19 protein-coding genes are annotated in these 24,427 nt (G+C 67.7%); 13 read left to right on the top strand and 6 right to left on the bottom strand.

From position 1 onward, the window contains the following. The first annotated feature begins 111 nt into the window (after window positions 1-111). The 3 genes from WC815_04735 to WC815_04725 all read left to right on the top strand — a co-directional run bounded on the left by WC815_04735 (window position 112) and on the right by WC815_04725 (window position 2,999). Complete coding sequence (locus WC815_04735; protein ID MFA5908065.1) at window positions 112-2,019, top strand: GDSL-type esterase/lipase family protein; 1,908 nt, start codon at window positions 112-114, stop codon at window positions 2,017-2,019. A 79-nt stretch (window positions 2,020-2,098) separates the two neighbouring features. Further along, complete coding sequence (locus tag WC815_04730) at window positions 2,099-2,656, top strand: hypothetical protein (protein ID MFA5908064.1); 558 nt, start codon at window positions 2,099-2,101, stop codon at window positions 2,654-2,656. A 13-nt stretch (window positions 2,657-2,669) separates the two neighbouring features. Beyond that, window positions 2,670-2,999: a hypothetical protein gene (locus WC815_04725; GenBank protein MFA5908063.1), complete on the top strand. Its 330-nt coding sequence runs from the start codon at window positions 2,670-2,672 to the stop codon at window positions 2,997-2,999. On the opposite strand, the gene WC815_04720 is transcribed toward WC815_04725, so the two are convergent. Continuing rightward, a complete protein-coding gene (locus tag WC815_04720) occupies window positions 2,996-3,346 on the bottom strand; it encodes a hypothetical protein (protein ID MFA5908062.1) in 351 nt (116 codons plus the stop codon). The two genes, WC815_04725 and WC815_04720, sit on opposite strands and share 4 nt — an antisense overlap. A gap of 20 nt (window positions 3,347-3,366) precedes the next feature. Then, window positions 3,367-3,930: a DUF4390 domain-containing protein gene (locus WC815_04715; protein ID MFA5908061.1), complete on the bottom strand. Its 564-nt coding sequence runs from the start codon at window positions 3,928-3,930 to the stop codon at window positions 3,367-3,369. An 82-nt stretch (window positions 3,931-4,012) separates the two neighbouring features. Between WC815_04715 and WC815_04710 the strand changes: the two genes are divergently transcribed. After that, on the top strand, window positions 4,013-5,071 hold the full coding sequence (locus WC815_04710; protein ID MFA5908060.1) for a serine hydrolase domain-containing protein: 1,059 nt from the start codon (window positions 4,013-4,015) through the stop codon (window positions 5,069-5,071). Window positions 5,072-5,088: 17 nt separating this feature from the next. Further along, entirely contained in the window at window positions 5,089-5,697 is a 609-nt protein-coding gene (locus tag WC815_04705; protein MFA5908059.1) for a hypothetical protein, read from the top strand. 47 nt (window positions 5,698-5,744) lie between these two features. Here the strand turns inward: WC815_04705 and WC815_04700 are convergent, their stop codons facing one another. Beyond that, on the bottom strand, window positions 5,745-6,320 hold the full coding sequence (locus WC815_04700) for an elongation factor P (GenBank protein ID MFA5908058.1): 576 nt from the start codon (window positions 6,318-6,320) through the stop codon (window positions 5,745-5,747). A gap of 133 nt (window positions 6,321-6,453) precedes the next feature. Between WC815_04700 and WC815_04695 the strand changes: the two genes are divergently transcribed. The 4 genes from WC815_04695 (at window position 6,454) to WC815_04680 (ending at window position 13,222) form a co-directional block, all read left to right on the top strand. Then, window positions 6,454-7,860 carry a class II fumarate hydratase gene (locus WC815_04695; GenBank protein MFA5908057.1) on the top strand — a complete coding sequence of 469 codons (1,407 nt, stop codon included), beginning with the start codon at window positions 6,454-6,456 and terminating at the stop codon, window positions 7,858-7,860. Window positions 7,861-7,904: 44 nt separating this feature from the next. Beyond that, window positions 7,905-9,854: a CocE/NonD family hydrolase gene (locus tag WC815_04690; protein ID MFA5908056.1), complete on the top strand. Its 1,950-nt coding sequence runs from the start codon at window positions 7,905-7,907 to the stop codon at window positions 9,852-9,854. A gap of 40 nt (window positions 9,855-9,894) precedes the next feature. Next, window positions 9,895-10,317 carry a cupin domain-containing protein gene (locus tag WC815_04685; protein ID MFA5908055.1) on the top strand — a complete coding sequence of 141 codons (423 nt, stop codon included), beginning with the start codon at window positions 9,895-9,897 and terminating at the stop codon, window positions 10,315-10,317. 64 nt (window positions 10,318-10,381) lie between these two features. Continuing rightward, window positions 10,382-13,222, top strand: a complete 2,841-nt coding sequence (locus WC815_04680; protein ID MFA5908054.1) for a TonB-dependent receptor — start codon at window positions 10,382-10,384, stop codon at window positions 13,220-13,222. Between the two features lie 82 nt (window positions 13,223-13,304). On the opposite strand, the gene WC815_04675 is transcribed toward WC815_04680, so the two are convergent. Further along, window positions 13,305-14,705: a YbhB/YbcL family Raf kinase inhibitor-like protein gene (locus WC815_04675; protein MFA5908053.1), complete on the bottom strand. Its 1,401-nt coding sequence runs from the start codon at window positions 14,703-14,705 to the stop codon at window positions 13,305-13,307. A 91-nt stretch (window positions 14,706-14,796) separates the two neighbouring features. Here WC815_04675 and WC815_04670 point away from each other — a divergent pair, with 91 nt between their 5' ends. Both WC815_04670 and WC815_04665 read left to right on the top strand, forming a co-directional pair. Next, entirely contained in the window at window positions 14,797-16,014 is a 1,218-nt protein-coding gene (locus WC815_04670; GenBank protein MFA5908052.1) for a cytochrome c, read from the top strand. 75 nt (window positions 16,015-16,089) lie between these two features. Next, a complete protein-coding gene (locus WC815_04665; protein MFA5908051.1) occupies window positions 16,090-17,433 on the top strand; it encodes a Zn-dependent hydrolase in 1,344 nt (447 codons plus the stop codon). Window positions 17,434-17,609: 176 nt separating this feature from the next. Here WC815_04665 and WC815_04660 read toward each other — a convergent pair whose 3' ends face one another. Together WC815_04660 and WC815_04655 are read right to left on the bottom strand one after the other, a co-directional pair. After that, entirely contained in the window at window positions 17,610-20,009 is a 2,400-nt protein-coding gene (locus tag WC815_04660; protein ID MFA5908050.1) for an ATP-binding protein, read from the bottom strand. A 2-nt stretch (window positions 20,010-20,011) separates the two neighbouring features. Then, window positions 20,012-21,847: a S8 family peptidase gene (locus WC815_04655; protein MFA5908049.1), complete on the bottom strand. Its 1,836-nt coding sequence runs from the start codon at window positions 21,845-21,847 to the stop codon at window positions 20,012-20,014. 230 nt (window positions 21,848-22,077) lie between these two features. On the opposite strand from WC815_04655, the gene WC815_04650 reads away from it, so the two are divergent. Both WC815_04650 and WC815_04645 read left to right on the top strand, forming a co-directional pair. Continuing rightward, window positions 22,078-23,670 (top strand): transglutaminase-like domain-containing protein, encoded by a 1,593-nt coding sequence (locus WC815_04650; protein MFA5908048.1) that lies wholly within the window; start codon window positions 22,078-22,080, stop codon window positions 23,668-23,670. Further along, window positions 23,667-24,419, top strand: coding sequence for an ABC transporter ATP-binding protein (locus tag WC815_04645; GenBank protein MFA5908047.1), 753 nt, complete (start codon window positions 23,667-23,669; stop codon window positions 24,417-24,419). The genes WC815_04650 and WC815_04645 overlap by 4 nt, the downstream gene beginning before the upstream one ends. The last annotated feature ends 8 nt before the right edge of the window (window positions 24,420-24,427 follow it).

Genomic DNA, 24,427 nt, shown 5'->3' with positions numbered 1-24,427 from the left:
AGTCGCGCTCCTCGACGCCGCTCCTGACCACCAGCGTCCCGGGCTCGGTCGAGCGATGTCGTCTGCCTTGGTTTCATGTGGAACAACTCCTGCAATGGCGGTCATCCATCGATGAGGATAGAGACGCCCCCCCGATCATGGATTCTGCGCGCGCTGCTCGCGACGCTCATCGCGGTGCTGCTTCTCATCGCAAAAGACTGGGCCTATTCGCCCACATTCCGGCTGTTTCTCGACCACCGGGCTGCCGCCGGCGCTTCAGCCGCAGCCCAGCAGTTTGGCATCGAAGGCGACCGGGTGGTCCCGCTCATCGTGACCCGCGGGGCGGATCGTGTGGCCTTTGTTACCGAGGTTGGGCAGGACTCGACCATCCACATCGGCCTCCGTCCCGCCGCGCGCTCGACGTATGCGATCGAGTGGCGCCAGGGGGGCTCCCGCAAGGTGCTCGCCCAGGGCACCGTGGACGGCCCGGCCGCGATCGCGTGCGCGTATCCCACCGGCACCGGCACCATCGAGCTGGTGAGCGATGGTCCGCTCACCTGGGTGGACCCGCGGGTCGTTCGCAACCTGCCGCTGTGGCCGTACGTGTGGGCGGTGGCGCTGCTGATCCTGTGCCGGCTGGCATGGACCCGCCGGGGACAACACCCGCCATCGTTCCTTGGCGTGAGCCATCTGACGCTGCTCAAGGGCGCGGCGGCCACCGTGAGCATCCTAGTGGCGCTCCTCGTCGCCGAGGTTGTCCTGCGCGCCCTCGGCGATCGCCTGCCGAACGGCATCGTCGCCGAGCGCCACGATCTCGGCGAGGTCAATCGCGATCCCCACTGGGTGGACTCGCCGCGCTACGGACGCCGCCTGCGCGCCAGCGTTGACACGCTGAACGAATGGCGCGACGGCGACATCGTGCGGATGGGGTTCATCGCGCCGTCGTCGCGCCCAGGCTCGCTGCACAAGTTCTCGTTTCACACCGATGCCGAGGGCTTTCGCAACGACGCCGTCCGCGATCGCTTCGACATCGCCGCGCTGGGCGATTCGTTCACCGACGCGATGACCATGGCGGGAGGGGCCTCGTGGCCGGCGCGGCTCGAGGACACGCTGGGCGTGCCGGTGCAGAACTACGGCACGGCCGGCTTCGGACCGCAACAGGAACTGCTGGTGCTGAAGGACGTCGTCGCGCCCCATCGCCCGCGCACCGTCGTACTCGCGTTTTTTGCCGGCAACGACATCTTCGACGCGGAGGCGTTCGACGCTTTTCAACGGTCGGGCGGCACGATCACGCGCGCCCGGCAGGGTTGGCGCATCAAGGACGTTATCAGCCGCGCCGAGACGTGGTTCGTCGTCAGCGCGCTCCGTGCCGGAATCCGCTCGCTCGGCGCGCATCAGGGCACCGTGGTGGCGGCGGCGCCCGCACCGGTGCCGCCGATCGAACCGCCCGACCCCGCGGCTCCGGCGTTCGACCGCGGCTGGTTCGATCTGCCGGTGGCGGGCCGGCGGCTGCGGTGGGCCTTCATGCCGCCCTACCTCAACACCCTGAACTTCTCGCGGGACGAACTGGCCGCCAGGCCCGGCTGGCGATTGACCAGTGACGCCATCAAGGAGATGCAGGCCGTGTCGCGTTCGTTCGGCGCGACGTTCGTCGTCATGTTCGTGCCGTTCAAGAGCCAGGCCTACCTGCCGCTCGTGGAAGCGGCGATGTCGAAAGACGCCATGCAATCGGCGTTCGGCTTCAGCCTGGAGACCTTCGGCCGCAGCGTCAACGTCGACCGGATGCTCGCCAACCGCTTCGCCCAGAACCAGCTGATGGAGCGGTTGTGCGCCGAGGCCGGCATCCCGTTTCTCGACCTGACCCCCGCCCTCACCGCCCGGGCCGCCATTGGCGAGAACGTGTACTTTCCGGACGAGTCTCACCTCAATGAGGCGGGGGAGGCCCTGGTCGCGGAAACGCTCGCGGCGTTTCTTCGAGCTCAATCCGCCGGACCGGGCGCGGGCAATGGTCTGGGACGAACGGCCGCTGACTCGCCGTAGCCCCCAGTCGTTCGCGGCTATACTTTCGAGGCGCCGAAACGACCGTCCGCGAACTGCATCCAACGACCTGAGGTTACCTATGAAACGTTTTGTTCCGATTACCCTTGGTGTGCTGGCCGTGGTGGCCAGCGTCTACGCCCACGCCGCCACGCAAACGTCCCCTGAAATCGAGAAGGCCCTGCTCGCCGCCCCGGCCCCGTTGAAGGACGGCGCCACGGTCATCAAGTGGAAGGCCGACTACACCTACGAGACGCTCCGCAAGGGCACCAACCGCCTGGTCTGTTTCGACAAGTCGATCATGCCCGGCCAGCAGCCGGTGATGATCGAGTGCACCAGCATCGCCAACCTGGATCGCGTGGCGCAGAACCTGAAGTTCGAGGCCGAGCCCGACCGCGCCAAGCGCCAGGCCGCGCTCGACGCGGCGGAAGCCAATGGCACTCGCGTCAAGCCGGAGTACGCCTCGGTGTGGTACCACGTGATGGGCCCCGACATGGAACACCAGCGCCACCACATGACCATTGCGCTGCCGGGCGCGACGACGGCCTCCACCAGCATCCCCGACAACAACAAGATGGGCGGCGTGTGGATCATGAACGCGGGCACCTCGACCGCCCACCTCATGACCCCCGGAGAGTAATCCGCACCGATTCATGCGGACGCTTCTCCTGAGTCTTGTCGTCGGCGGGACGTTACTGGCCGTCCCGCCGGCGACATTCACCGGCATCATCACCGACACCGAATGCACGCAGGGCGGCCACGCCCGGATGCGGATGGGTGAGACCGACGCGGAATGCGCCAGGGCGTGCGCCGTGTACCACGGCTCCGCCTACGTCTTGGAAGAAGGAAAGAACGTCTACACGCTGAGTGACCAGAAACTCGCGGAACGCTTCGCCGCGCAGAAGGTCGCCGTAATCGGCACGCTGGATGCGACGGGCAAGATCATTCAAGTGGAATCGATCGCCGCCGTGAAGGAACGCTAGCCGCCCTTGATCGCGTAGCCCTTCTTCTGCAGCACCTCGCGCACGCGCTCGCGCAGATCGCCCTGGATCTCCACGGTGTCGTCACGCACGGCGCCGCCGGTCCCGCAGGCGCGCTTTAACTCTCCACAGAGCTCTTTTAGGAACGCGGCGTTTCTCGGCAGGTCGTAAACCACCGTGACCGACTTACCGCCACGGCCGGCTTTCTCGAGCCGCATCTTGGCGACCACGCGCGGCGGCACCGGCTGATCGGCGCCAGACTTGTTCTTGCTGCACTGGCAATTGCCGGCCGGCCAGCCGCACTTCGGGCAGGTGCGGCCGAGGTCAGTTGAATAGACCAGGCGTGACACGTGGTGTGTCGGGCGGTTAGCTACTTGAGGAACGTGAACTTGGCCGAGCCGCTGGCCGTGCCGGACCAGGGCCAGAGCCCCGCGGTGCTGCGCGGACGGGCGTCGGCGCGGACCAGCACGTAGTATTCGCGGTTGGCTTCGAGGAGCTTGGTGTCGAACAGCGGCAGGCGGTCGAAGTTGGTGACCATCTGCGCGACCTGCGCCGGGTCTTCCACCACGAACGAGCCTTCGACGCGGCCGTTGAGGGCCTGGGAAATCGTGTGGCGGCGGGTGAGGTTGTCGAAGTCCACGCTGGTCGAGACCACGGCCGAGGCCACGGTGCGATCCACCCACGCCGGCACCTTGAGCTTGAGTTCGACCGTGTAGGTGAACACGGTGCGGAGGCCGCTCTGGACCACCGCCTTCATTTCGTCGGTGAGCCCGCCATCAAGAGTGAAGGTGACCAGCACCCGTCCGTCGCGCACGAGCGGCCGCACGCGAAGGGTCTCCTGGGCCGACACCGGGGCCGCAGACACCGCCAGCAAGCTCAGCAGACAGGCCGCGCGGACCAGATTTCGGACGAAGTACGGACGGGTTCGGTTCATCACCTAATCGAGATTCGGCCAAACTTTAACACAGGATTCGACCGATTGGGGCTGATATGATCCGGATCAACTAGAAAACTTAATGAAACTCCGCCTATTTTCGGTCATCGCGGCCATTGGCGCCAGCATTTTGTTGGCTCCGGCGGGGTCTGCCCAGGAGTTGCCCTACCAGATCTTCGAGCGCTACCTCGAGCCGCTCGCCCAGCAGATCGGCATGCCCGGCCTGTCGGCCCTGATCGTGCGAAACAGCCGTGTCGAATGGGAACGGGGTTACGGCTACGCGGACGTGGAAAACAAGATTGCCGCCAGGCCGGACACGCCCTATCCCATTGGCGGCGTGACGCAGGCCATGACCGGCGTGCTCATTGGCATCTGCACCGATCGGCGCCAGTTGGGGGTGGACGAGGTGGATACCGGCATCCGCCGGTGGGTGCCCACCTTCCCGGACGATGCCTCGGTGAGGCACGTGCTGGCCCATGCCTCCGAAGGTCGCTTCAACTACGACGCCGCCAGGTTCACCGCACTCACGCCGGTGGTCGAGGCGTGCACCAGGCAGCCGTTCCGCGTCGCCGCCGCCGAGGAAATCCTCGAGCGTCTGGCCATGACGTCGTCCGTTCCAGGCCTCGACCTGGGCCGGCCCGAAGGGCAGGCGGCCCGCAACCTGTTCGACGCGGCCCGCCTCGCGCGCTACAACAGCCAGCTCGCGAGGGTGGCGGTCCCGTATCGCATCGATCGGTCCGGTCACGCCGTGAAGTCCGAATACCCGTCGTACGGACTGGATGCCGCCGGCGGCATGGTCTCCACGGCCCGGGACCTGGCCAGCTTCGAGGCGGCCCTCGACAACGGGGTGCCCCTCAGCTCCAGCACGCTGAACCAGATGTGGACCGGCGCCACCTTCAACGGTCTGACCATGCCCACCGGCCTCGGCTGGTTCGTGCAGACCTCGTCCAGAGAGCGGCTGGTCTGGAGCTTCGGTCACATTCCGGATGCGGCGTCGGCCCTGATCCTCAAGATGCCGTCCAAGCGCCTCACCCTGATCCTGCTCGCCAACAGCGGCGGCCTCGCCGCCGGCTACAACCTCGAGCAGGGCAACGTGGCCAACTCGCCGTTTGTGAAGATCTTCCTGCGCCTCTTCATCTAGACTGCGACTGCCGCCGCATGCCGCCGTCTGCCCTCCGCTACGCGACAGTCCTCGGGATTCTGCTCTTTGCCCTGGCCGCGCCCGCGCGCGCCCAGGAGATCTTCGCCACGCCCTTCATGGGCATGAAGTTCGGCGGCGGCACGTCGATCGTCGATCTCGAATTGGCCGCGGCGAAGAAGGCCTTCACCATGGGCGGCTCGATCATCGTGCTGGGCGACGGCGTGCTCGGCTACGAGGCCGACTTCGGCTACGTGCCGGGCTATTTCGAACGCGACTCGAGCTTGCCGCTGGTCAAGCCGGGCAGCTACGTGTTGGATCTCACCGGGGGCGTGATCGCGGCGCTGCCCGCCGCGGTCACCCGCGGCGGCTTGCGCCCTTACATCGTCGGTGGGGTGGGGTTGATCAACGCGCAGTCCAACGACCTGCTGGAGGTCCTGGTCGTTCGCCGAACGGTGCCGGCCTACAAGATCGGCATCGGCGCGCAGGGCCTGCTGACCAACATCGTCGGGGTCCGCTTCGACGTGCGCCACGTCCACAGCTTCACGGGCGATGACGGCTCGCTGGCCCACGTGGGCCGCCGCATCAGCTACACCCGCGCGTCGATCGGGCTGCTGCTCCGGCTCTGAGCAGAGGGCAAATCACCAAATCACCAAATCACCAAATCAGCGAAGGACTACGCTCGGCCGGCGAATGCCCGTGTTTCGGTGTGGACCTTCACGAGCTCGCCTTCCTTGATGAACAGTGGGACCTGGATCTCGAGGCCGGTCTCGAGCACCGCCGGCTTGGTCACGCTGCCGCTCGCGGTGTTGCCGCGCACGCCCATCTCGGTGGACGCCACCTTCAGCTCGACGTGCGGCGGAAAGACGATGCCGATCGGCTGGCCGTTGTAGCGGTGAATCTGCACTTCGACGTTGTCCACCAGCAGCCCGCGGTCCTCGCCGAGGATGTCGGCGCTGAGGGTGTGCGTCTCGAACGTTCCCTGGTCCATGAAGTGGAAGCCGTCGGCATCGGCGTAGCTGAAGGTCGCCGACGACATCACCAGGTCGGGCTCGGCGAACTTCTCCCCGGCCTTGAAGGTCTTGTCGAAGACGGCGCGGGTAAGCAGGTTGCGCATCTTCAGCCGCACCAGCGTCTGGCCGCCGCGGGCCGTGGGCTTTGACACCTCCACGTCCAGGCAGTGATACGGGGCGTTCTCGTACTCGAAGTACGCCTTGCGCTTGATCTCGATGGCTTCCATCAGTGCGGGCATCCCTCCATTCTATCAAGGTGTCCGCCTTCGCGGCCAAACGCCGTCAAGTCCGCTTCGGCGGGGCCGCGCTCGCCGCGGTGCGCGCCGCCCTCGAAGGGTGAGGTCACCTGCCGAATAGTTCACAATGGTTGCTATGACTCGCACCGAACACGATGCTCTCGGACCGGTCGAGGTGCCAGCTGAGCGGTTATGGGGCGCGCAGACGGAGCGGTCGCGCCATCACTTCGCCATCGGCGTGGAGCGGTTGACGTGGACCCGTCCGGTGATTCGCGCCCTCGGGTTGCTCAAAAGGGCCGCCGCGCGCGCCAATGTCGAACTGGGCGAGTTGTCAGCGGAGCGAGGTGCGTTGATCGCGCGCGCCGCGGACGAAGTGATCGCCGGCGCGCTGGACGCCGAGTTCCCACTGGTGGTGTTCCAGACCGGTTCGGGCACCCAGACCAACATGAACGCCAACGAGGTGATTGCCAACCGCGCCAATCAACTCGCCGGCGCGCCTCTCGGTTCGCACGCGCCGGTGCACCCGAACGATCACGTCAATCGCGGACAATCGTCGAACGACGGCTTTCCCGTCGTCATGCATCTCGCCACCACCGAGCAGGTCGTGCACCGCCTCGTGCCGGCCGTCACCGCGCTGCGCGACACGCTGGCGAAGAAGGCGCGCGACTTCGAGCGCATCGTCATCGTCGGCCGCACCCACCTGCAGGACGCGGTGCCGATTTCACTCGGGGATGTCGTCGGCGGCTGGGTCGCGCAGATCGACGACACGCTGGCCGGCGTCACCGCCACACTGCCCGGCCTGCATGCGCTCGCCCTGGGAGCCACGGCCGTCGGCACCGGATTGAACGCGCATCCGAAGTTCGGCGCCACCGCGTCGCGGTGCCTCGCCGAAGACACCGGCCTGCCGTTTCACGAGACCCGCAACCACGTCGCGGCGCTCTCGAGCCACGACGCCATGGCCGCCACCAGCGGCGCGCTGCGCGGCCTGGCCGGGGCGCTGATGAAGATGGCGAACGACGTCCGCCTCTACGCCTCGGGCCCGCGCGCCGGCATCGGCGAGTTGCGGCTGCCTGAAAACGAGCCGGGCTCGTCGATCATGCCGGGCAAGATCAACCCGACCCAGTGCGAGGCCCTGACCATGGTGGCCGTGCACGTGCACGGCAACGACGCCGCCGTCGCCTTCGCCAACTCGCAGGGCCAGTTTCAGCTGAACGTGTTCAAGCCGGTGATCCTGCACAACGTGCTCGAGTCGATCGCGCTGCTGGCCGATGCCGCGACCTCGTTCGAGACGTTCTGCGCCCGCGGGCTCGAAGCCGACGAGGCGCGCATCCGCGAGCACCTGGAACAGTCACTCATGCTGGTCACCGCGCTCACCCCGCATATCGGCTACGAGCGCGCGGCGGCGATCGCGCTCGCGGCCCACCGCCAGGGCCTCGCCTTGCGCGACGCCGCCATCGCGTCAGGACACGTCACGACTCGGCAGTTTGACGAATGGGTCCGCCCCGAACGCATGGCACGGCCTCACGCCACTGACCATGGGTGATGGCCTATACTTGCCGGCAGTCACATCATCAGAGGACGGCCAGCATGACTTCGTTCCATCGATTCACAGGGGCGCTCGTCGCCACGCTCGTTCTTCTCAGCATCGCCCTGCCAGCGCAGCAGGGCACCCTCACACCCGCCGAACAGCAACGACGGAAGGATCTCGAAGCCGAACTCCAGAGCATCACCGTCGTCGAACGGCGCGTGATGATCCCGATGAGGGACGGCGTGCGGCTCGCCACCGACATCTACCGGCCGAAGAATGCCGCGGGCAAGGTGCCAATCGTTTTCGTCAAGACCCCTTACAACTTCAACTTCTGGGATGTCCGCAACGGCGTGCCGGCCGACATGAGCACGATTCTGGCAGCGGTCAAGCGCGGCTACGCGTACGTTGGGCAGAACGAGCGCGGTCATTTCTTCTCCGAGGGCAACTACGACATCCTCGGCGCGCCCATCACCGACGGTTACGAGACGATTGACTACCTCACCAAGCAGCCGTGGTCCAACGGCAAGCTCGGCACCACCGGGTGTTCATCCACCGCGGAGTGGCAGCCGGCGGTGGCGTCGCTCGGGCATCCCGGCTTTGCCGCCATGAACGTGCAGGGCTTCGGCGCCGGCGTCGGCAAGGTCGGTCCGTATTGGGAGCAGGGCAACTGGTACCGCGGCGGCGCCATGCAGATGCTCTTCATCACCTGGATCTACGGCGAGCAGAACCAGGTGCGGCCGATGTTCCCGAAAGACACGCCGCGGGAAGAGCTGATCGCGGCGTCGCGGCTGTTCGACCTGGCGCCGCGGATGCCGCCGGTGGACTGGGACAAGGCGCTGTGGCACCTGCCGACGCAGGACATCATAAAGAACGTCGGCGGCCCGCGCGGGATCTTCGCCGACCGCATGCCGGTGGAAACCGGCGGCATGATGCAGCAGCGCGAACCCGCCTCAGACGCGTGGCGCAAGGGCGGCCTGTGGCACGACGACATGGCCCTCAACGTGCCCGGCCTCTGGTTCATGTCCTGGTACGACGTCTCGGTGGGCCCCAACCTCGAGATGTTCAACCAGGTGCGGCGCACGGCGAAGGGCGAAGTCGCCAACCAGCAGTGGGCGGTGATCGCCCCGGTGGCGCATTGCTCCTTTACCCGCGCCACCGAGAACACCGTGGTCGGCGAGCGCAGCATGGGCGACGCGCGTCTCGACTACAACGAACTGGTCTACGGCTTCTTCGACAAGTTCCTGAAGGGTGATGCCAATGGCCGCATCGAGAAGCAGGCGAAGGTCACCTACTTCACGATGGGCAGCAACAAGTGGCAGACCTCGGAGGTGTGGCCGCCGGCCGGCGCCCAGCCGATGACGTTCCACCTGTCGAGCGGCGGCGGCGCCAACTCGCTGAACGGCGACGGGCTGCTGGCCTCGACGCCGCCGGATGCGAACAAGCCGGATGCCTTCACCTACGACCCGATGAACCCGGTGCCGTCCTACGGCGGCAACGTCTGCTGCACCGGCAATGCCATCACCGCGGGGTCGTTCGATCAACGGAAGATGGAGTCGCGGTACGACATCCTGGTTTACACCTCGGAGCCGTTCAAGGACGGCCTCGAGGTCAGCGGGCCGATCACGCCGACGCTCTACGTGTCGTCAGACGCCAGGGACACCGACTTCACTGTCAAGGTGCTCGATGTCTATCCCGACGGCCGGGCGTTCAACCTCGACGAATCCATCCAGCGGATGCGCTACCGCGAGGGCTACGACAAGCCGCTGGTGTGGATGGAGAAGGACAAGGTCTACAAGGTGACGCTCCAGCCGCTCACCACCAGCAACTATTTCGCGCCCGGGCACCGCCTGCGCATCGAGGTGTCGAGCAGCAACTTCCCGCGTTTCGATCGCAACCTGAACACCGGCGGCAGGAACTACGACGAGGCCAAGGGTGTGGTGGCGAGAAACGTGGTGCACCACTCGAAGCAATACCCGTCGGCCGTGACGGTCACGGTCGTCCGCAAGTAATGCCAGAAGGGCGGCACTTCGGTGCCGCCGGAGGACCAGCATGAGCGACCGCCGAGACTTCATCACCGCCGGGCTGATGGGCCTGGCCGCGTCACTGATCGCCACCCGCGACGCCGGTGCCGCGCCATCGTCGAAACCGCTGGCGCAGAAGGACGCACCCAGGGTCAACCTTGACGGCTGGCAGATGACGGCCACCGAGGTCAGCTATCCGCCCGGCGAAGCGTCGGGCCAGCACCGCCACCCGGGCTTCGTGATCGGCTACGTGCTCGAAGGGCAGTATCGGTTCGCGGTCAACGACCAGGCGCCGGCGGTGTTTTCGCAGGGGCAGATGTTCTTCGAGTCGTTCGAGGGGCCCGGCGATGTGCATTCGACGTCGGGCAACGCCAGCACCACGCAGCCGGCGAAGATCCTGGCGATTGTGTTCACCAAGAAAGGCGACCCGGTCACCATACCGGGCGCGTAGAATACAAGGGCTTGTCCTCTTGTCTTGCACCACCAACTGCGTAACTCCCGGAGGCTTTTCCCACATGACCCGAAAGACCGTTTGGAGCCTGGTGGCCGTCCTGGCCATCGGCCTGTTCATTCCCAGTACCGTTGCCGCCCAGGGCGGCGGCGCGAGCAGCACCGGCACCATCCAGGGCCGCGCTGCGGATTCGAGCGGCGCCGTGCTGCCCGGCGTGACGGTGACGGCCACGAGCCCGTCGATGATCGGCGTGCAGACGCAGGTCACCAATGAGAACGGCAGCTATCGCTTTCCCGCGGTGCCGCCCGGCGTCTACTCGCTGTCGTTCGAGCTGGCCGGCTTCAACACCGTGAAGCGCGATGGCGTTCAGGTGTCGCTCGGCTTTACCGCCAACATCAACGCCGACATGGCCCTGGCCACGCTGCAGGAAACGGTGACCGTCTCGGGCGCCTCGCCCGTGATCGATACCACCGCCACGCGCGTGCAGCAGAACTTCAAGCTGGAGCAGCTCAACTCGATTCCGAACGGCCGCGACATGTGGGCGCTGCTGGCGGCGACCCCCGGCGTGGTGATGAGCCGCATCGACGTCGGCGGCAATCGCGCCGGGACCCAGACCGGCTATACCTCGTACGGCCTCACCGGCCAGGTGCGCGTCTCGGTCGAGGGCATCAACACGACCGAGGGCACCGGCGGCGCCGGCTTCTACTTCGACTACGGCTCGTTCGAGGAAGTGTTCCTCGGCGTGGCCGGGCAGGGCGCTGAGGCCGCGACGCCGGGCGTGCAGTCGCAGTTTCTCGGCAAGTCGGGCAGCAACCGCTTCTCGGGCGAGTTTTACCAGGACTTCTACAACAACTCGTTCCAGACCTCGAACCTGTCGGCCGACCAGCTCTCGGCAGGCCTGCGTCCCGGGAGCAACGAGGTCGAGAAGTACTACGACACCAACGTGAACTTCGGCGGCCCGATCAAGAAGGACAAGGCCTGGTTCCACGTCTCGTGGCGCAAGCAGTTCAACGCCGTGCAGCAGCCGCTGTTCACGTTCGACAAGACCTTCGACACCTGGAACACCAACCCCTCGTTCAAAGCCACGTATCAGCTCAACCAGCATCACAAGCTGGTTGGCTACTACCAGTGGAACATGAAGATTCAGCCGGACCGGCTGCCCGTCGGCGGCTATACCTATACCGACGCGGGCCAGACCGTGCGGCAGGAGTCGCCGAGCTGGGTCTACAAGGGCGAGTGGAACGGCACGCTGAGCGACAAGCTCTACGTCGAAGCCCGCTTCGGCGACTTCGGTTATTACGATCCGCGCCGCACCAACAGCGACGAGCAGTACTTCTGGCGCGACAGCGGCCTGCTGCAGCTCACCGGCGCGCACGCCCAGAGCCAGACCGACCGTGACCGCAAGCAGGTCACCGGCGCCGCCACCTACTTCCTCGACACCAAGCGGGGCAGCCACACCATCAAGTTCGGCGGCGAGATCTACAAGGAGACACAGTGGGGCGGCCGCCAGCAGAACGTCGGCGGCAACGTCGAGCACATCTACTCGAACGGACGCTCGAGCTCGGTGGTCTTCGGCGTGCCCACGGCGTTGTCGGTCAGCGGCCGCCGCGCCAGCGACGATGGGGATCTGCTGGTGGTGAACAACCTCGATACCCAGGACCTCTTCCTCAACGACACCTGGACTCTGGGCCGCCTGACGCTGAACGTCGGCGTCCGCTGGGATCGCTACACCGGCCGCATGCCTTCGCAGCAGCAGTTGGCTTTCACCAACGGCCCGGTGAGCGTGCCGGAGCAGACCTTCGACGCCCGCACGTTCTTTACCTGGAACTCGTTCGCGCCGCGCGCCGGTGTCACCTTCGACGTGGCCGGTGACGGCAAGACCGTGATCAAGGCCAGCTACGGCCTGTTCTGGCACAACCCCGGTCCGGACGTGAGCGCCGGCGCCAACCCGAACCAGACCAACAAGAGCGTCACCTACAACTGGACCGATGCCAATGGTGATCGCCGTTTCCAGATGGGTGAACAGGGCGCGGTGACCAGCACGTCGCTGGCCGGTACCCTCCAGTTCGACGCCAACACGACCCAGCCGTACTCCTACGACGCGTCGCTGTATGTGGAGCGGCAGATTGCCTCGACCATCGGCACCCGCCTCGGCTTCGTCTACAAGACTGAAGACGACCTGATCGCGTCGTATGTGCCGGGCCGGCCGATTTCGGCCTACACCGTGCCGTTTGACTTCGTCGACATCGGCGCCGACGGCGTCAGGGGCACCGCCGACGACCGCACCCTCCAGCTGCTGGGCGTGCCGAGCGCGCAGGCCTCCAGCTTCCCGCTCACCAACGTGGTCATGAACACGGGCCGGTTCTCGCGCTATAAGACCGTGGAAGCCTCGATGGCCAAGCGCCAGGGCAACAACTGGTCCGCGCAGATCGGGGGCAGCTACACCTGGGCGCACGACTTCCCGGGCGCGTATCCGAACGATCCGAACGGCACGTTTGATCAGGACACGTCGCGCTGGGACTTCAAGCTGTCGGGCACCTACGAGGCGCCGTTGAAGATCCGGATCTCGCCGCTGGTGCGTCACCAGGCCGGCGCCAACTTCGCGCGCACCATCTCGGTGGGATCGGCGGCGGCGACGGCGGCCGGTGCGATCTACAGTGGCACCATCAACGCCGAGCCGCTCAACTCGCGGCGCCATGACAACGTCACCGTGGTCGACCTGCGTGCCGAGCGGACCTTCAACGTCGGCGGACCGGCTCGCCTGCGCCTGATGTTCGACCTGTTCAACATCACCAACACCAACGCGGTCGAAACGCGCACGGTCGCGACCGGCGCGTCGTTCCTGCGGCCGACGGCCATCCTCGCCCCGCGCACCGCGCGCGTCGGCGTGCGGTTCCAGTGGTAGTTGGCTGAGTGATGTGGAGTCCGGCATCAGCCGGATTGACGACAGAGCAAGGAAAGGGGCGCGATGAGCGCCCCTTTTCTTTTCAGCGCTTGAACAGCCCCACCAACGCGCCTTTGCCGCGTATCTTCCCAGCCATCGCCGCGACGACGGCGGCGCGCGTGAGCGGCGGCGACTGGCCGACCGCCGGCACGTCGATGGTCGAATCAAGCGCGTAGATCTCGAACACGTAGTGGTGCGCCGGACCTGAGGCCGGTGCGCCGGGACCGCGATAGTAGGGGCCGCTGGCGCTGATCTGCCGCGAGCCATCGGGCAGTTGGTTGCCTTGGGCGATGGCTTCCGGCAGCGACCGCGTGCCCTTCGGGAGGTTCCACAACAGCCAATGCAGCATGTCGTCGGTGCCGTTGCCGAACGTGGCATCGGTGTCGTGCGCGATCAGGACGAAGCTGACCGCGTCATCCGGCACGTTGCTCCACGCCAGCGGCGGCGACACCTGCACGCCCGCCTGCGTGTACTTCGCGGGGATGGTGCCGCCATCCGTCCACGCCGTCGTGGTTAGCGGCATCACTTGAATCGGTCCGCGGCGGCCCTGGCCGCCACCGCCGCCGGGCGGCGTCGCGGGAGGAGCCGGCAGGGGATTGGGCAAGCCGGCCACGCCGGGGCCCTGCGTCTTCTTCCACGCGTTGTAGCGCATCCGCAACGTCTTCACCGGGTTGAGGTTCTCGCCCGTCGTGATCTGGTTCGGGCCCTTGTCCGAGCCGGGCTGCGAGGCGGTGAGATACAGCGCGTACTTGCCGTTGTTGTGCGAGTCGCCGTTGGTGTCTTTGGGATCCGCCGCCAGGATGTAGGCGACGTGCGCGGTGCGGCCGTCGCACGGGATCGCCGGCGCCGTGCCGTTGGTCGGCCATGGCGGGCACACGCAGCGGCTGTCACCGCCGGAGCCGTCCGCGGCGTCCATCGCCGCCATCACCCGATCGGTGATCGATCCCGCGGTCTTGAGGAACGCCTGCACCGCGTTTGGCACCACCTGTCCGGGACGCAGGATGTTGCCCTGGATCGAATAGAAGATCTCCGTGCCCGGCACCTGGCCCTGGATGTCCTGCGACACGTAGCCGTTGGTCAGGCCCGAGTGGCCCGCGCTCCGGCCCTGCAGGTCGAGGATGCCGAACTGCCGGCTCTGGTACGCCGGATCCTGGCTGAGCATCGCGATGATGCGGTTGGGGTCGGTGCCCTTGTTGAGCTCCTCGAACACCAGCATTTGGTTCTTGTGGGTGTTATCGACACCGGCCTGGCACGCCGCCACGCCCTTGCCGGGCACCACCACGGCTTGCACGCCCATCAGGAACTGGTCGTCGCGGTCCACGCACGTGGCGGAGGCAATGACGACGCGGCCCGAGGCCCGGTCAACGGCGATCACCGACCAGGTGGCAAAGGCTGACGAGGGCAGGAACAGCAGGGAAAACAGGACCAGTAGCGCTCGACGCATGACAACGACCCCTTTCACAGTGTCTGGCACCCGTCCGATTCGCGGGTGCCAGACACTATATACTTCCGGCGTCCGCAACCCTGGAGGGGCTATGAAAATCGCTCGCATCGGCGTCGTCATGGCGGCTGTGTTCGCGTCGGCTCCGTTGGCGCAGGCGCAAAGCGCCCCCACGTTTGCCAGGGACGTGGCGCCCATCTTCTATTCCAAGTGCGTCGAGTGCCATCGCCCGACGATGTTCGCACCCATGTCGCTGGTGAAGTTCGAGGACGCGCGGCCGTGGGCGCGATCGATCCGCCAGCGGGTGGCGGCGCGCACCATGCCGCCCTGGGGCGCCGACTCGGCGCACGGCGTGTTCAAGAACGACCCGCGGCTGACGGACCAGGAAGTCGAGACCATTCTCGCGTGGGTGGATGCCGGCGCGCCGAAAGGCAACGACACCGATCTGCCGGGGGCGCCGACGTTCGCCGAAGGCTGGAGCATCGGCCAGCCGGACGTCGTGTTCACGATGACCGAAGACTTCAAGATCCCGGCGACTGGCGTCGTTGACTACCAGTACCTGCGGCTGCCGACCAACATCAGCGAAGACAAGTGGATCCAGGCGATTGAGATCAAGCCGCAGGCGCGCGCGCACGTGCACCACGTGCTGGCCTACACGCAGCCGACCGGCGCGCCCCTCAACCAGAACGGCGCGCTCGGGCCGGGCAACATCGGCGGCGTCACGCCCAACAAGCCGGGCGTGGTGTTCGAGCCCGGCGTCGGCCGGCTGCTGACCGCCAATTCCGACATCGTGCTGCAGATGCACTACACGACCAACGGCGAGGCGACGACCGATCGCACGCAAGTCGGCATCGTGTTCGCGAAGGCAGCGCCGAAAATGCAGCAGCGCGGCGGCAGCGTCATCCAGCCGCGGTTCGTGATCCCGGCCGGCGCGCCGGCGCACGAAGTGCGGGGCTCGCGCGTGCTGGCCGCCGACACGCTGATCACCTCCTTCACGCCGCACATGCACGTGCGCGGCAAGAGCATGACCTACCGTGCGAAGTTCCCCGACGGCACCACCGAGACGCTGTTGTCGGTGCCGAAGTACGACTTCAACTGGCAGATCACCTACGAGCTGGCCAAGCCGCGGTTGTTCCCGAAGGGCACCGAGATCGAGGTGATCGCGCACTACGACAACTCGGTGAACAACAAGTTCAATCCCGACCCCACCAAGGACGTCCGCTGGGGCGACCAGACCTGGGAAGAGATGATGATCGGCTTCTGGGGGACGGTCGTCGAACGGCCGGTCGCCTCGTCGCCACAGCAGCAGTAGTCGCCAGAAGGGCGGCACTTCAGGGCCGCCTGACCATATCGGAGAGTAATGATTTCACGTCGTTCGTTTCTGTCCATGGCCAGCGCTTCGGCGCTGGCCATTCCCCCTGCCCTGAGCGCCTCCCTTTCGGGTGTCGAAGGGACCACAGCCTGGTCACGCCAATCGTCGCGCCCTGCCGTTGATGCCGCGCGCTTGCGCAACCGCCTCGAGCGCCTGAGCACGCACGGCCGGCCGCCCGGCGGCACCTTCGCCGACGGCGTCACGCGCGTCGCGTATTCGGTGGCCGACATCACCGCGCGGGCGTGGATGCTCGAGGAGATCAAGTCGGCCGGCGCCGCGCCGCGCATGGACCCGGCCGGCAACATCTTCGCCCGGTTGGGCGGGACGCCGGGGCAGCCGCCGATCCTGTTCGGCTCGCACATCGACTCGGTGCCCGGCGGCGGCAACTTCGACGGCGATCTCGGCGTGATGGCGGCACTGGAAGTGCTGCACGCGGTGCAGGCGGCAAAGCTGACCACGCGCCATCCGCTGGAGATGGTGCTGTGGGCGCATGAAGAGAGCACGGCGTTCGGCAAGGGCACCGCCGGCAGCCGCATCGTCGCCGGCGACCTCAAGCCCGGCGACCTGGATCAGGTATGGAACGGCCTGCGCCGCGGTGACGCGATCCGCCGCATCGGCGGCGATCCGGATCGCATCGAAGACGCCGTGCGCGGCAAGGGCGCGTTTCACAGCTACCTCGAGCTCCACATCGAACAGGGCGGCACGCTCGATCGCGCCAAAGTGCCGATCGGCATCGTCGAAGGCATCGTCGCCATCCATCGCTACGATGTGGTCATCGAGGGTGCCGCCAATCACGCCGGCACCACGCCGATGGGCGAGCGGCAGGACGCGCTGGTGGCGGCGTCAACGCTGACGCTGGCGGTGCGCGATCTGGCGCGCGCCCGGCAGGGCCGGCAGGTGGGCACCGTCGGCCGCCTCGAAGTGGAACCGAATTCGCCCAACGTGGTGCCCGGACGCGTCACGCTGAGCGTGGAGTTCCGCGATCTGTCCGAAACCGTGCTCGGCGAACTGGGAGAGGCCCTGCGCGGGCGCGCGGCCTCGATCGCCACCGACACCAACACGAAGATCGCGCTGAACCTGGCGACCACCAACCCGTCGGCGCCGGCGCATGCGGGGGTGCAGGATGCGATTGGCCGCGCCGCGGACCGCGAGGGGCTGCAGGCCCGGCGATTGCCGAGCGGCGCCGGTCATGACGCGCAGATGATTGCCGCGCTGTGCCCGATGGGGATGATCTTCGTCCCCAGCGTCGGCGGCGTCAGCCATTCGCCGCGCGAGCTCACCACCTGGGACGACTGCGCGCGCGGCGCGCAGGTGTTGCTGGGCGCGGTGTTGGAGCTGGACGCGCGCGACTCCGTCTAGAGGGATGGCAGGCAACGCGCTGTCGCGAGGCGAGCTCGTCGGCGCCGGTCTGGATAGCGGCGGTTCTCGAGCCTGTGCTTCGGCACGATCAAGACGCCCCAGAGCGCCGAGGTGTCATCCGGGGATGCGGTCATGCCTCCATCGTCTAATCTGCGGCCGTCCTGGTCAGCGGCCTCCTACGCGCGATTCGTCTGCGGCCGCGCGGCGCGGCGGGCGTTGACTTCCTCGATCGCCGAGCGCAGGTCTGGAATCGCGAACGGCTTGGGCAGCACGCCGTCGAAGCCGTGCCTGGCGTGGTCGGCCAGCACCGTGTTGTCGGCATACCCGCTCATCACCAGCACCGGCAGGTCCGGCCGAATCCGCCGGAGGTGCGGCACCGTTTCCCGCCCACCCATGCCGCCCGGAACGGTCAAGTCCAGGATCACCAGGTCGAACGGTTCGCCGTCTCGCTCCGCGGCGCGCAGCCGATTGAGGGCCGATTGCCCGCAGGCAGTCGTCTCCGCCGTGTAGCCGAGCGTCGCCAGCATCTCCTGGGCCACGTCGGCCACCATCGGGTCGTCGTCCATCAGCAACACGCGGCCGGTCTGGCCCATTCGGAGTTCAGTCCGTTTCGGCACCCCGGCCGCGGCGTGACCGGGGGAGGCCGGCAGATAGACGTCGAAGCAGGTGCCCTGGGACACGGGCGCCGGCCCGACCACGATCGTGCCGCCGTGGGCACGGACGATCGAGGCCGAGATCGCGAGGCCCAGCCCGGAGCCCTTCTCCTTGGTCGTGAAGTACGGCTCGAAGATGTGCGCGAGGTGATCGGGCGCGATGCCCTCGCCCTGGTCCAGCACCGACACGCGCACGTAGTTGCCGGCCGGCAGGTCGGCGAGCGATCCGCTGGTGCAGGCGTCGAGGTTCACGTTCCGCATCGCCACGTCCACCGTGCCGCCATGCGGCATGGCCTGCACGGCGTTGAGCACCAGGTTCTGGACAACCTGGCTGATCTGCACGGAATCCACTTCCGCGGTCCAGAGGTCCGGATCGAAGGCGAACCGGCCCGCGACCTGGGAGCCGCTGAGCGCGAACCGCGCGCACTCGACCACCAGCTCGCGAATCGACGCCGCGGTCTTCACCGGCGCGCCGCCCTTGGCGAAGGTCAGCAGCTGCCCGGTCACACCCCTTGCCCGCACGCATGCCGCCTCGGCGTCGCGCAACCGCTGCGCGAGCGGCCGGTCGGCCGGCCCGGCCAGCGACTGCGCCAGCGACAGGTTGCCCACCACGCCCATCAGGATGTTGTTGAAGTCGTGGGCGAGGCCGCCGGCCAGAATGCCGAGCGACTCGAGCCGTGCCGTCTTCGACCGCTCAAGTTCGACGCGCGCCGCGTCCGTCACGTCGCGAAACACCCACACCGCACCGGCCAGCCGGTTTTCCCCGTCGCGCATCGGCGTGCCGGTGACGTCGAGGACGCGGCCGATCGGCGAGGCCAGGGGGCATCGCACGCACGCCGGCTCGCCGGATTCGAGCACGCTTCGCATCGCCTGCTGGTAGTCGGCCGCGGCGATGCCGATCGCCATGAAGAGGTCCGTCACCGCGCGCTCCGAGACGGCGGTGACCGGCAGGCCGGCCAACGCGGCGGCACTCTCGTTCATCAGCAGGACAAGGCCGGCGGCGTCCACCGTGACGACGCCCTCGGTGATGGTCTTCAGCGTGATGGCGAGCCGCGTGCGTTCGAGCGCCAGGCGCTCTTTCTCGGCCACCAGCGCGGCTTCGGATTCGGTGGCGCGCGACAGCGCGCCCTGGGTCGTCTCGACCATCACCGCCAGCTGCCGCGCGTGCTGCCGCTCCGCGTCGATGCGCTCCATCGACGACTGGTAGGCCCGGTGCGAGAGAAACAGCGGCAACGCGGTGAGCAGCAGCAGGCCGTAGGTGCCCTGCGACAGGAAGATCGCCACCATCGTGCCGACCGTGGCCGACAGGAAATAACTGGGTGCGCTCCACATGAATTCACGATGCCAGGTCCGGGCCGGCGAGGCCCCGCTCGTCAGCGCGATGGCGACGGCGACCAGCGCCGAGTTGATCGCGAAGTAGACGGTGGCGGCCGCCGACATCGGGGCCATGGTGGAGGCCAGGCCGAGATGGCCGACATCGCCGCCCAGGAACGACCAGATGGCCCCCGAGGCCTGCACCGAGATGACCACGGCGGCCACGCTGAACACGAGGCGAATCGGCGGCTGCGTGATCTTGACGCGAACCGCGCATTGCACGAGCACGCCAAAGGTCGCGATCAGCATGGCGACGTCCGGGCCGCACAGCAGGAGGGCGGCGAAGTCCACGGTGTAGGCCATCGAGATGGTGGCCTGGCCGCTGTTGAGCGGCAACCGCACCTTCAGGAGCGACAACAGCAGGCTTGCCGTCAGCAGGATGGCGGCCAGCCCGGGATGTGGATACTCCTGCGGCCAGCGGGTCACCATCAGCGTGGTGCCGGCCACGATGATGCCGGCGAGATAGGTCCTGGTCAGCAACGCCCGATCGCCGGACGCGACCGGCGCCCTGTTGGGGCGATGTGAATAGGCCAAGGCCAGCGATGCCATGACTACTTCTTCCTCGCCGGAGCGGCGGCGCCCACCGAGTTGCCCCACACGATGTGTTCGGTGTCGAAGGAATCGCCCCACACGATATGGGCGTCCTCGAAGGAATCGCCCCACACGATGTGGGCATCGTCGAAGAGACTGCCCCAGACGATGTGCTCACCGTCGCTGGTGGCGACCAGGTCGTCGCCCCAGACGACTTGCGTGCTCCACGACGCGAACGTGTCGAGGACCGTGCTCGTTGGGTCGACCCAGACGTCGGGTCCCCACGTGACGGCATCGCCCCAGACCACCGCGGACGTCCAGGCCGGCTCGTGCCGCGCGATCGACCCGCCCCACACCATGCGATCGCCCCAGATGATGCGCTGGCCCCACGGACGCCAGCCGCCCGCGATCTTCGTGGCCGGGACCACGCCCCACTGGAGCCAGTGGCTGCCCACCGGCGAAGCGGGGTCGATCGCGCGTGCCAGCTCGATGGCCCCCGCGGCGTTGAGTCCGCCGGCACCCTGCTCGAACTGCGGCGGAACCGGGGACTCGTCGCCGCCCACGGCGAGCGCGGTGTATTGGAGCAGCATCTTCACGGTGTTCGGCGCGAGCGGCACCCCGGCGCCGCTGTCACGGCGGTTGGCTTCGACCATGAGCGCGACCACGCCGCTCGTGACCGCGGTCGCCATGCTCGTGCCGCTCAGCGCCAGGTACGAGCCTTTCGCGCGGGAGGCGGGCGCTGAACGGTACAGCGTCGAGAACGGATTGGTGATCGCAATCACGGCGTGGCCTGGCGCGAGGATGTCGGGCTTGATGCGGGCCTCGTACCAGGTCGGGCCGCGGGAGCTGTACGGGGCCACCGTGTCGTCGGCGCGGTCCGCGGTGCCGTTCGTGCGCAAGGCGCCGACCGTGATCGCGGATGGCGCGTTACCCGGTGAGGTGATGCCGCCGTAGCCGGCGGTGCCATCACCGGGGCGCTGGCCGAAGTTGCCGGCGGATGTCACCACCACGATGCCGGCCGCGGTCGCCCGCTCGACCGCCAGCACCAGGGGATCGGTGGCGGGCGGTTCGAGCACTGGATGGCCGAGCGACAGGTTGATGACGTCGATCCCGAGCGCGGACCGGTGCTCGATCGCAAACTCGATCGCGTTGAGCACGTCGCTGGCGTAGCCCCTGCCGTTGGCGTCGAGCACCTTCAGGCCGATGAGCCGGGCACCCGGGGCAATGCCCGGGTAGGCCCCGAGCGACAGGGCGCCGGAGCCGGCAATCAGGCCGGCGACGTGTGTGCCGTGGCCATAGGCGTCGGACGGGGAGGCGGCAGCGCCGCCGGCGGTGAAGTCATAGAACGCCGCGATTCGGCCCCACAGGTCGGGCATCGGTGCGATGCCCGAGTCGATGACCGCAATGCCGACACCCTGGCCGCCCTGTGCGTGGGCCGGCAGTCCCAACGTCCGGCGGAGATGCTGGGCGTCCGTGGACACCAGCGACGTGAGCGTGCTCCACGCGGAGGTTGGCTCGTCGTGCGCGGTGACGCGGGCGTCGGTCGAAATGCCGGCCACGTCGGGATCCTGCGCCCAGCGGCGCAGCTCGCCGGCGCCGAGCGCCACCGACAGCGCGCCGGCGCCGCGGTGGTCGCGATCCACCCGGATCCCGCGCGTGCGCATCCGCTCCCGAAGCCGGGCGCCTGTTCCCGTCCGGTATCTGATGAGCACCCGTGACGGCAAACCGGCATCATGCGCCGCACTGACCTTGGCATCCATGGTCACCCGCCCCTCGGCGCGTGGACCGGCGGTGACGGCCGGCGGGGCGACGCACAGACTGAGAACGGCCAAGCTGGCGATGACGATGGTCTTCATGAGGCGGCCATCAGCAAGGGTCGTTCCCCGGACGGAACCCGCGCGAAGTGACGGCATTCCGGCCAGCGTCCTGTCGGGGCAACGGCCAAAGGTGTCGGCCCACCGACTACAGGCATCGGAATTCCGACGTACGGCCGACCCGAACGCGGGTCTGGCGGGCGCGTTCGGGGTGTCCGCCTATAATCGAGGCGGTGCCGCGCGTTCGTGTCCTTCGTCCACTCCCGCGATCCGTGACTCGCCCGCTGTCGGTCCTGGTCCTGCTGGCCTGGGTCGTGACCATGGGCGTGATGATCAATCGGTCGTACCTCCAGGCGTCACCCATGAACCTGGCCACCGACCTGGCGCGCTACGGCACCACCGCGCAGTGGCGCGGCGTCTACTATCGCGGCGAGAAGATCGGCTTCACTGTGAGCCAGGTCGAGCGGACCGATGACGGGTTTGACCTGCTGGAGGATGGACGCCTGCAGTTCGCCCTCCTCGGCGCGACCACGGCCGCGGTCCTGAAGACCACGGCGCACGTCGATCGGTCGTTCGCCCTCAAGACCTTCGAGTTCTCCCTCGACCCGGGGACCGGGCCGCTCACGGTCCGCGGGCGGCTTGACGGCCTCCGCCTGACGCTCGACATCATCTCGGCGAGTGGCACGCGGACGGAAACACGCGACCTCGAGGAGGCGCCGGCGCTGATGCTGAGCCTCGGCCGCCGCCTGGCGAGTGAAGGCCTGGCGGCCGGGACGCGCCGCGAGTGGATGGTGTTCGACCCGGCGACCATGAAGAACGCGCCGGTGCAGCTGGCCATCGGCAACCGCGAGGTGGTGACCGGCGGCGGGCGTCCCATCCCCGCGTTCCGCGTGGACATGACGTTCTCCGGCCTCACCACCACGGCGTGGATCACCGACACCGGCGAGATCGTGCGCGAGGAAAGCCCGATGGGGCTGATCTCGGTCCGCGAGTCGCAGGAGCAGGCCACCGCGCTCGCGGTCTCGAAGACCATGCAGGAAGACATGCTCGGCGCCTCCGCCGTCGTCCCGACCATTCCGCGCCGGATGCGCATCGACGAGCCGCGGGACGTGCTGCGGCTGCGGATGCGCGTGGACGGCGCCGACCTGACGGGCGGCGATCTGCAGGGGGTGGGGCAGTCGGTTGACGGCAACGTCATCGAGATGGTCGATGCGCGCGGCCTCGAGCCGGGCCCGGCCGACCCCGACCTCGAGCGCTACCTGAAGCCCGAGGCGTTCATCGAAAGCGACGCGCCCGAGATTCGGGCGGAGGCCGAGCGCATGGTGAAGGGCCTCACCGGCGTGCGGGCGCGGGCCGAGCGGCTGACCCGCGAGGTCAACCAGCTGGTGGAGAAGAAGCCCACCGTGAGCCTGCCGTCGGCGACGGAAGTGTTGCGGACCAAGGTCGGTGACTGCAACGAGCACACGGTGTTGTTCGTGGCGCTGGCGCGATCGCTGGGCATCCCGTCGCGGATCAACGTCGGCCTGGTCTACGTGCGCGGTGCGTTCTACTACCATGCCTGGCCCGAGGTCTACATCGACGAGGGCAACGGCCGCGGACTGTGGCTGCCGGTGGACCCGACCTTCAACCAGTTTCCCGCCGACGCCACCCACGTCCGGCTGGCGCGGGGCGGGTTGGACAAGCAGACGGCGATCCTGCCGCTGATTGGCCGCGTCAGGATGGCGGTGCTGCAGGTGGACGTCGTCCCCGGCTCGACGCCGATTCTCGTCGGCCGGAAAGACGCGGACGTGAGTGCGCTGGCCCTTCCCATTCCCCAGCGGCAAGACCGCGGATGCTGGTTCACGCGCTGCGCAGGTGGTAAATGATCGCCGTCGAGAATCTGGTCAAGCGTTTCGGGAAGTTCACCGCCGTTGACGGCGTCTCGATCACCGTCGAGCCGGGGCAGATTCACGGCTTCCTCGGCCCGAACGGCGCCGGCAAGACCACCAGCATTCGGATGATCGCGGGCCTGCTCAAGCCGGACGCCGGGCGCATTCTCGTCAATGGCCACGACCTGGCGCGGGAGCCCGAGGCGGCGAAGGCGTCGTTGGGGTTCATTCCCGACCGTCCGTTCATCTACGACAAGCTCACCGCCGGGGAGTTCCTGCGCTTTCACGGCGGTCTCTACGGGATGGACGGCAGCGACACCGAGACGCGCATCACCGAGATGCTGGAGATCTTCGAGCTGGGCCGCTGGCAGCACGAGCTGGTCGAAAGCTTCTCGCACGGCATGAAGCAGCGGCTGGTGATGAGCGCCGCGTTCCTGCATCGGCCGAAGGCCGTGCTGGTGGACGAGCCGATGGTCGGCCTCGACCCGCGGGGCGCGCGGCTGATCAAGGACATCTTCCGCCGCATGGCGTCGCGCGGCGTCGCCATCCTGATGAGCACGCACACGCTCGAAGTGGCGCAGGAGATGTGCGACCTGATCAGCATCATCCTGAAGGGCCAGATCATCGCCCACGGCACGGTGGCGGACGTGCGGGCCATGGCCGGGACGCGCGACGAGGAACTGACGCCCGTGTTCCTGAAACTCACCGGTGGCGGTGGGCTTCAGGAGATTGACGACATCGTCTAAATGGCGAT

Source organism: Vicinamibacterales bacterium (genome assembly GCA_041659285.1).
Lineage (GTDB): Bacteria > Acidobacteriota > Vicinamibacteria > Vicinamibacterales > UBA2999 > 12-FULL-67-14b.
The sequence above is the reverse complement of the archived record's forward strand: the minus strand, read 5'-3'. Positions and strand labels throughout refer to the sequence as shown.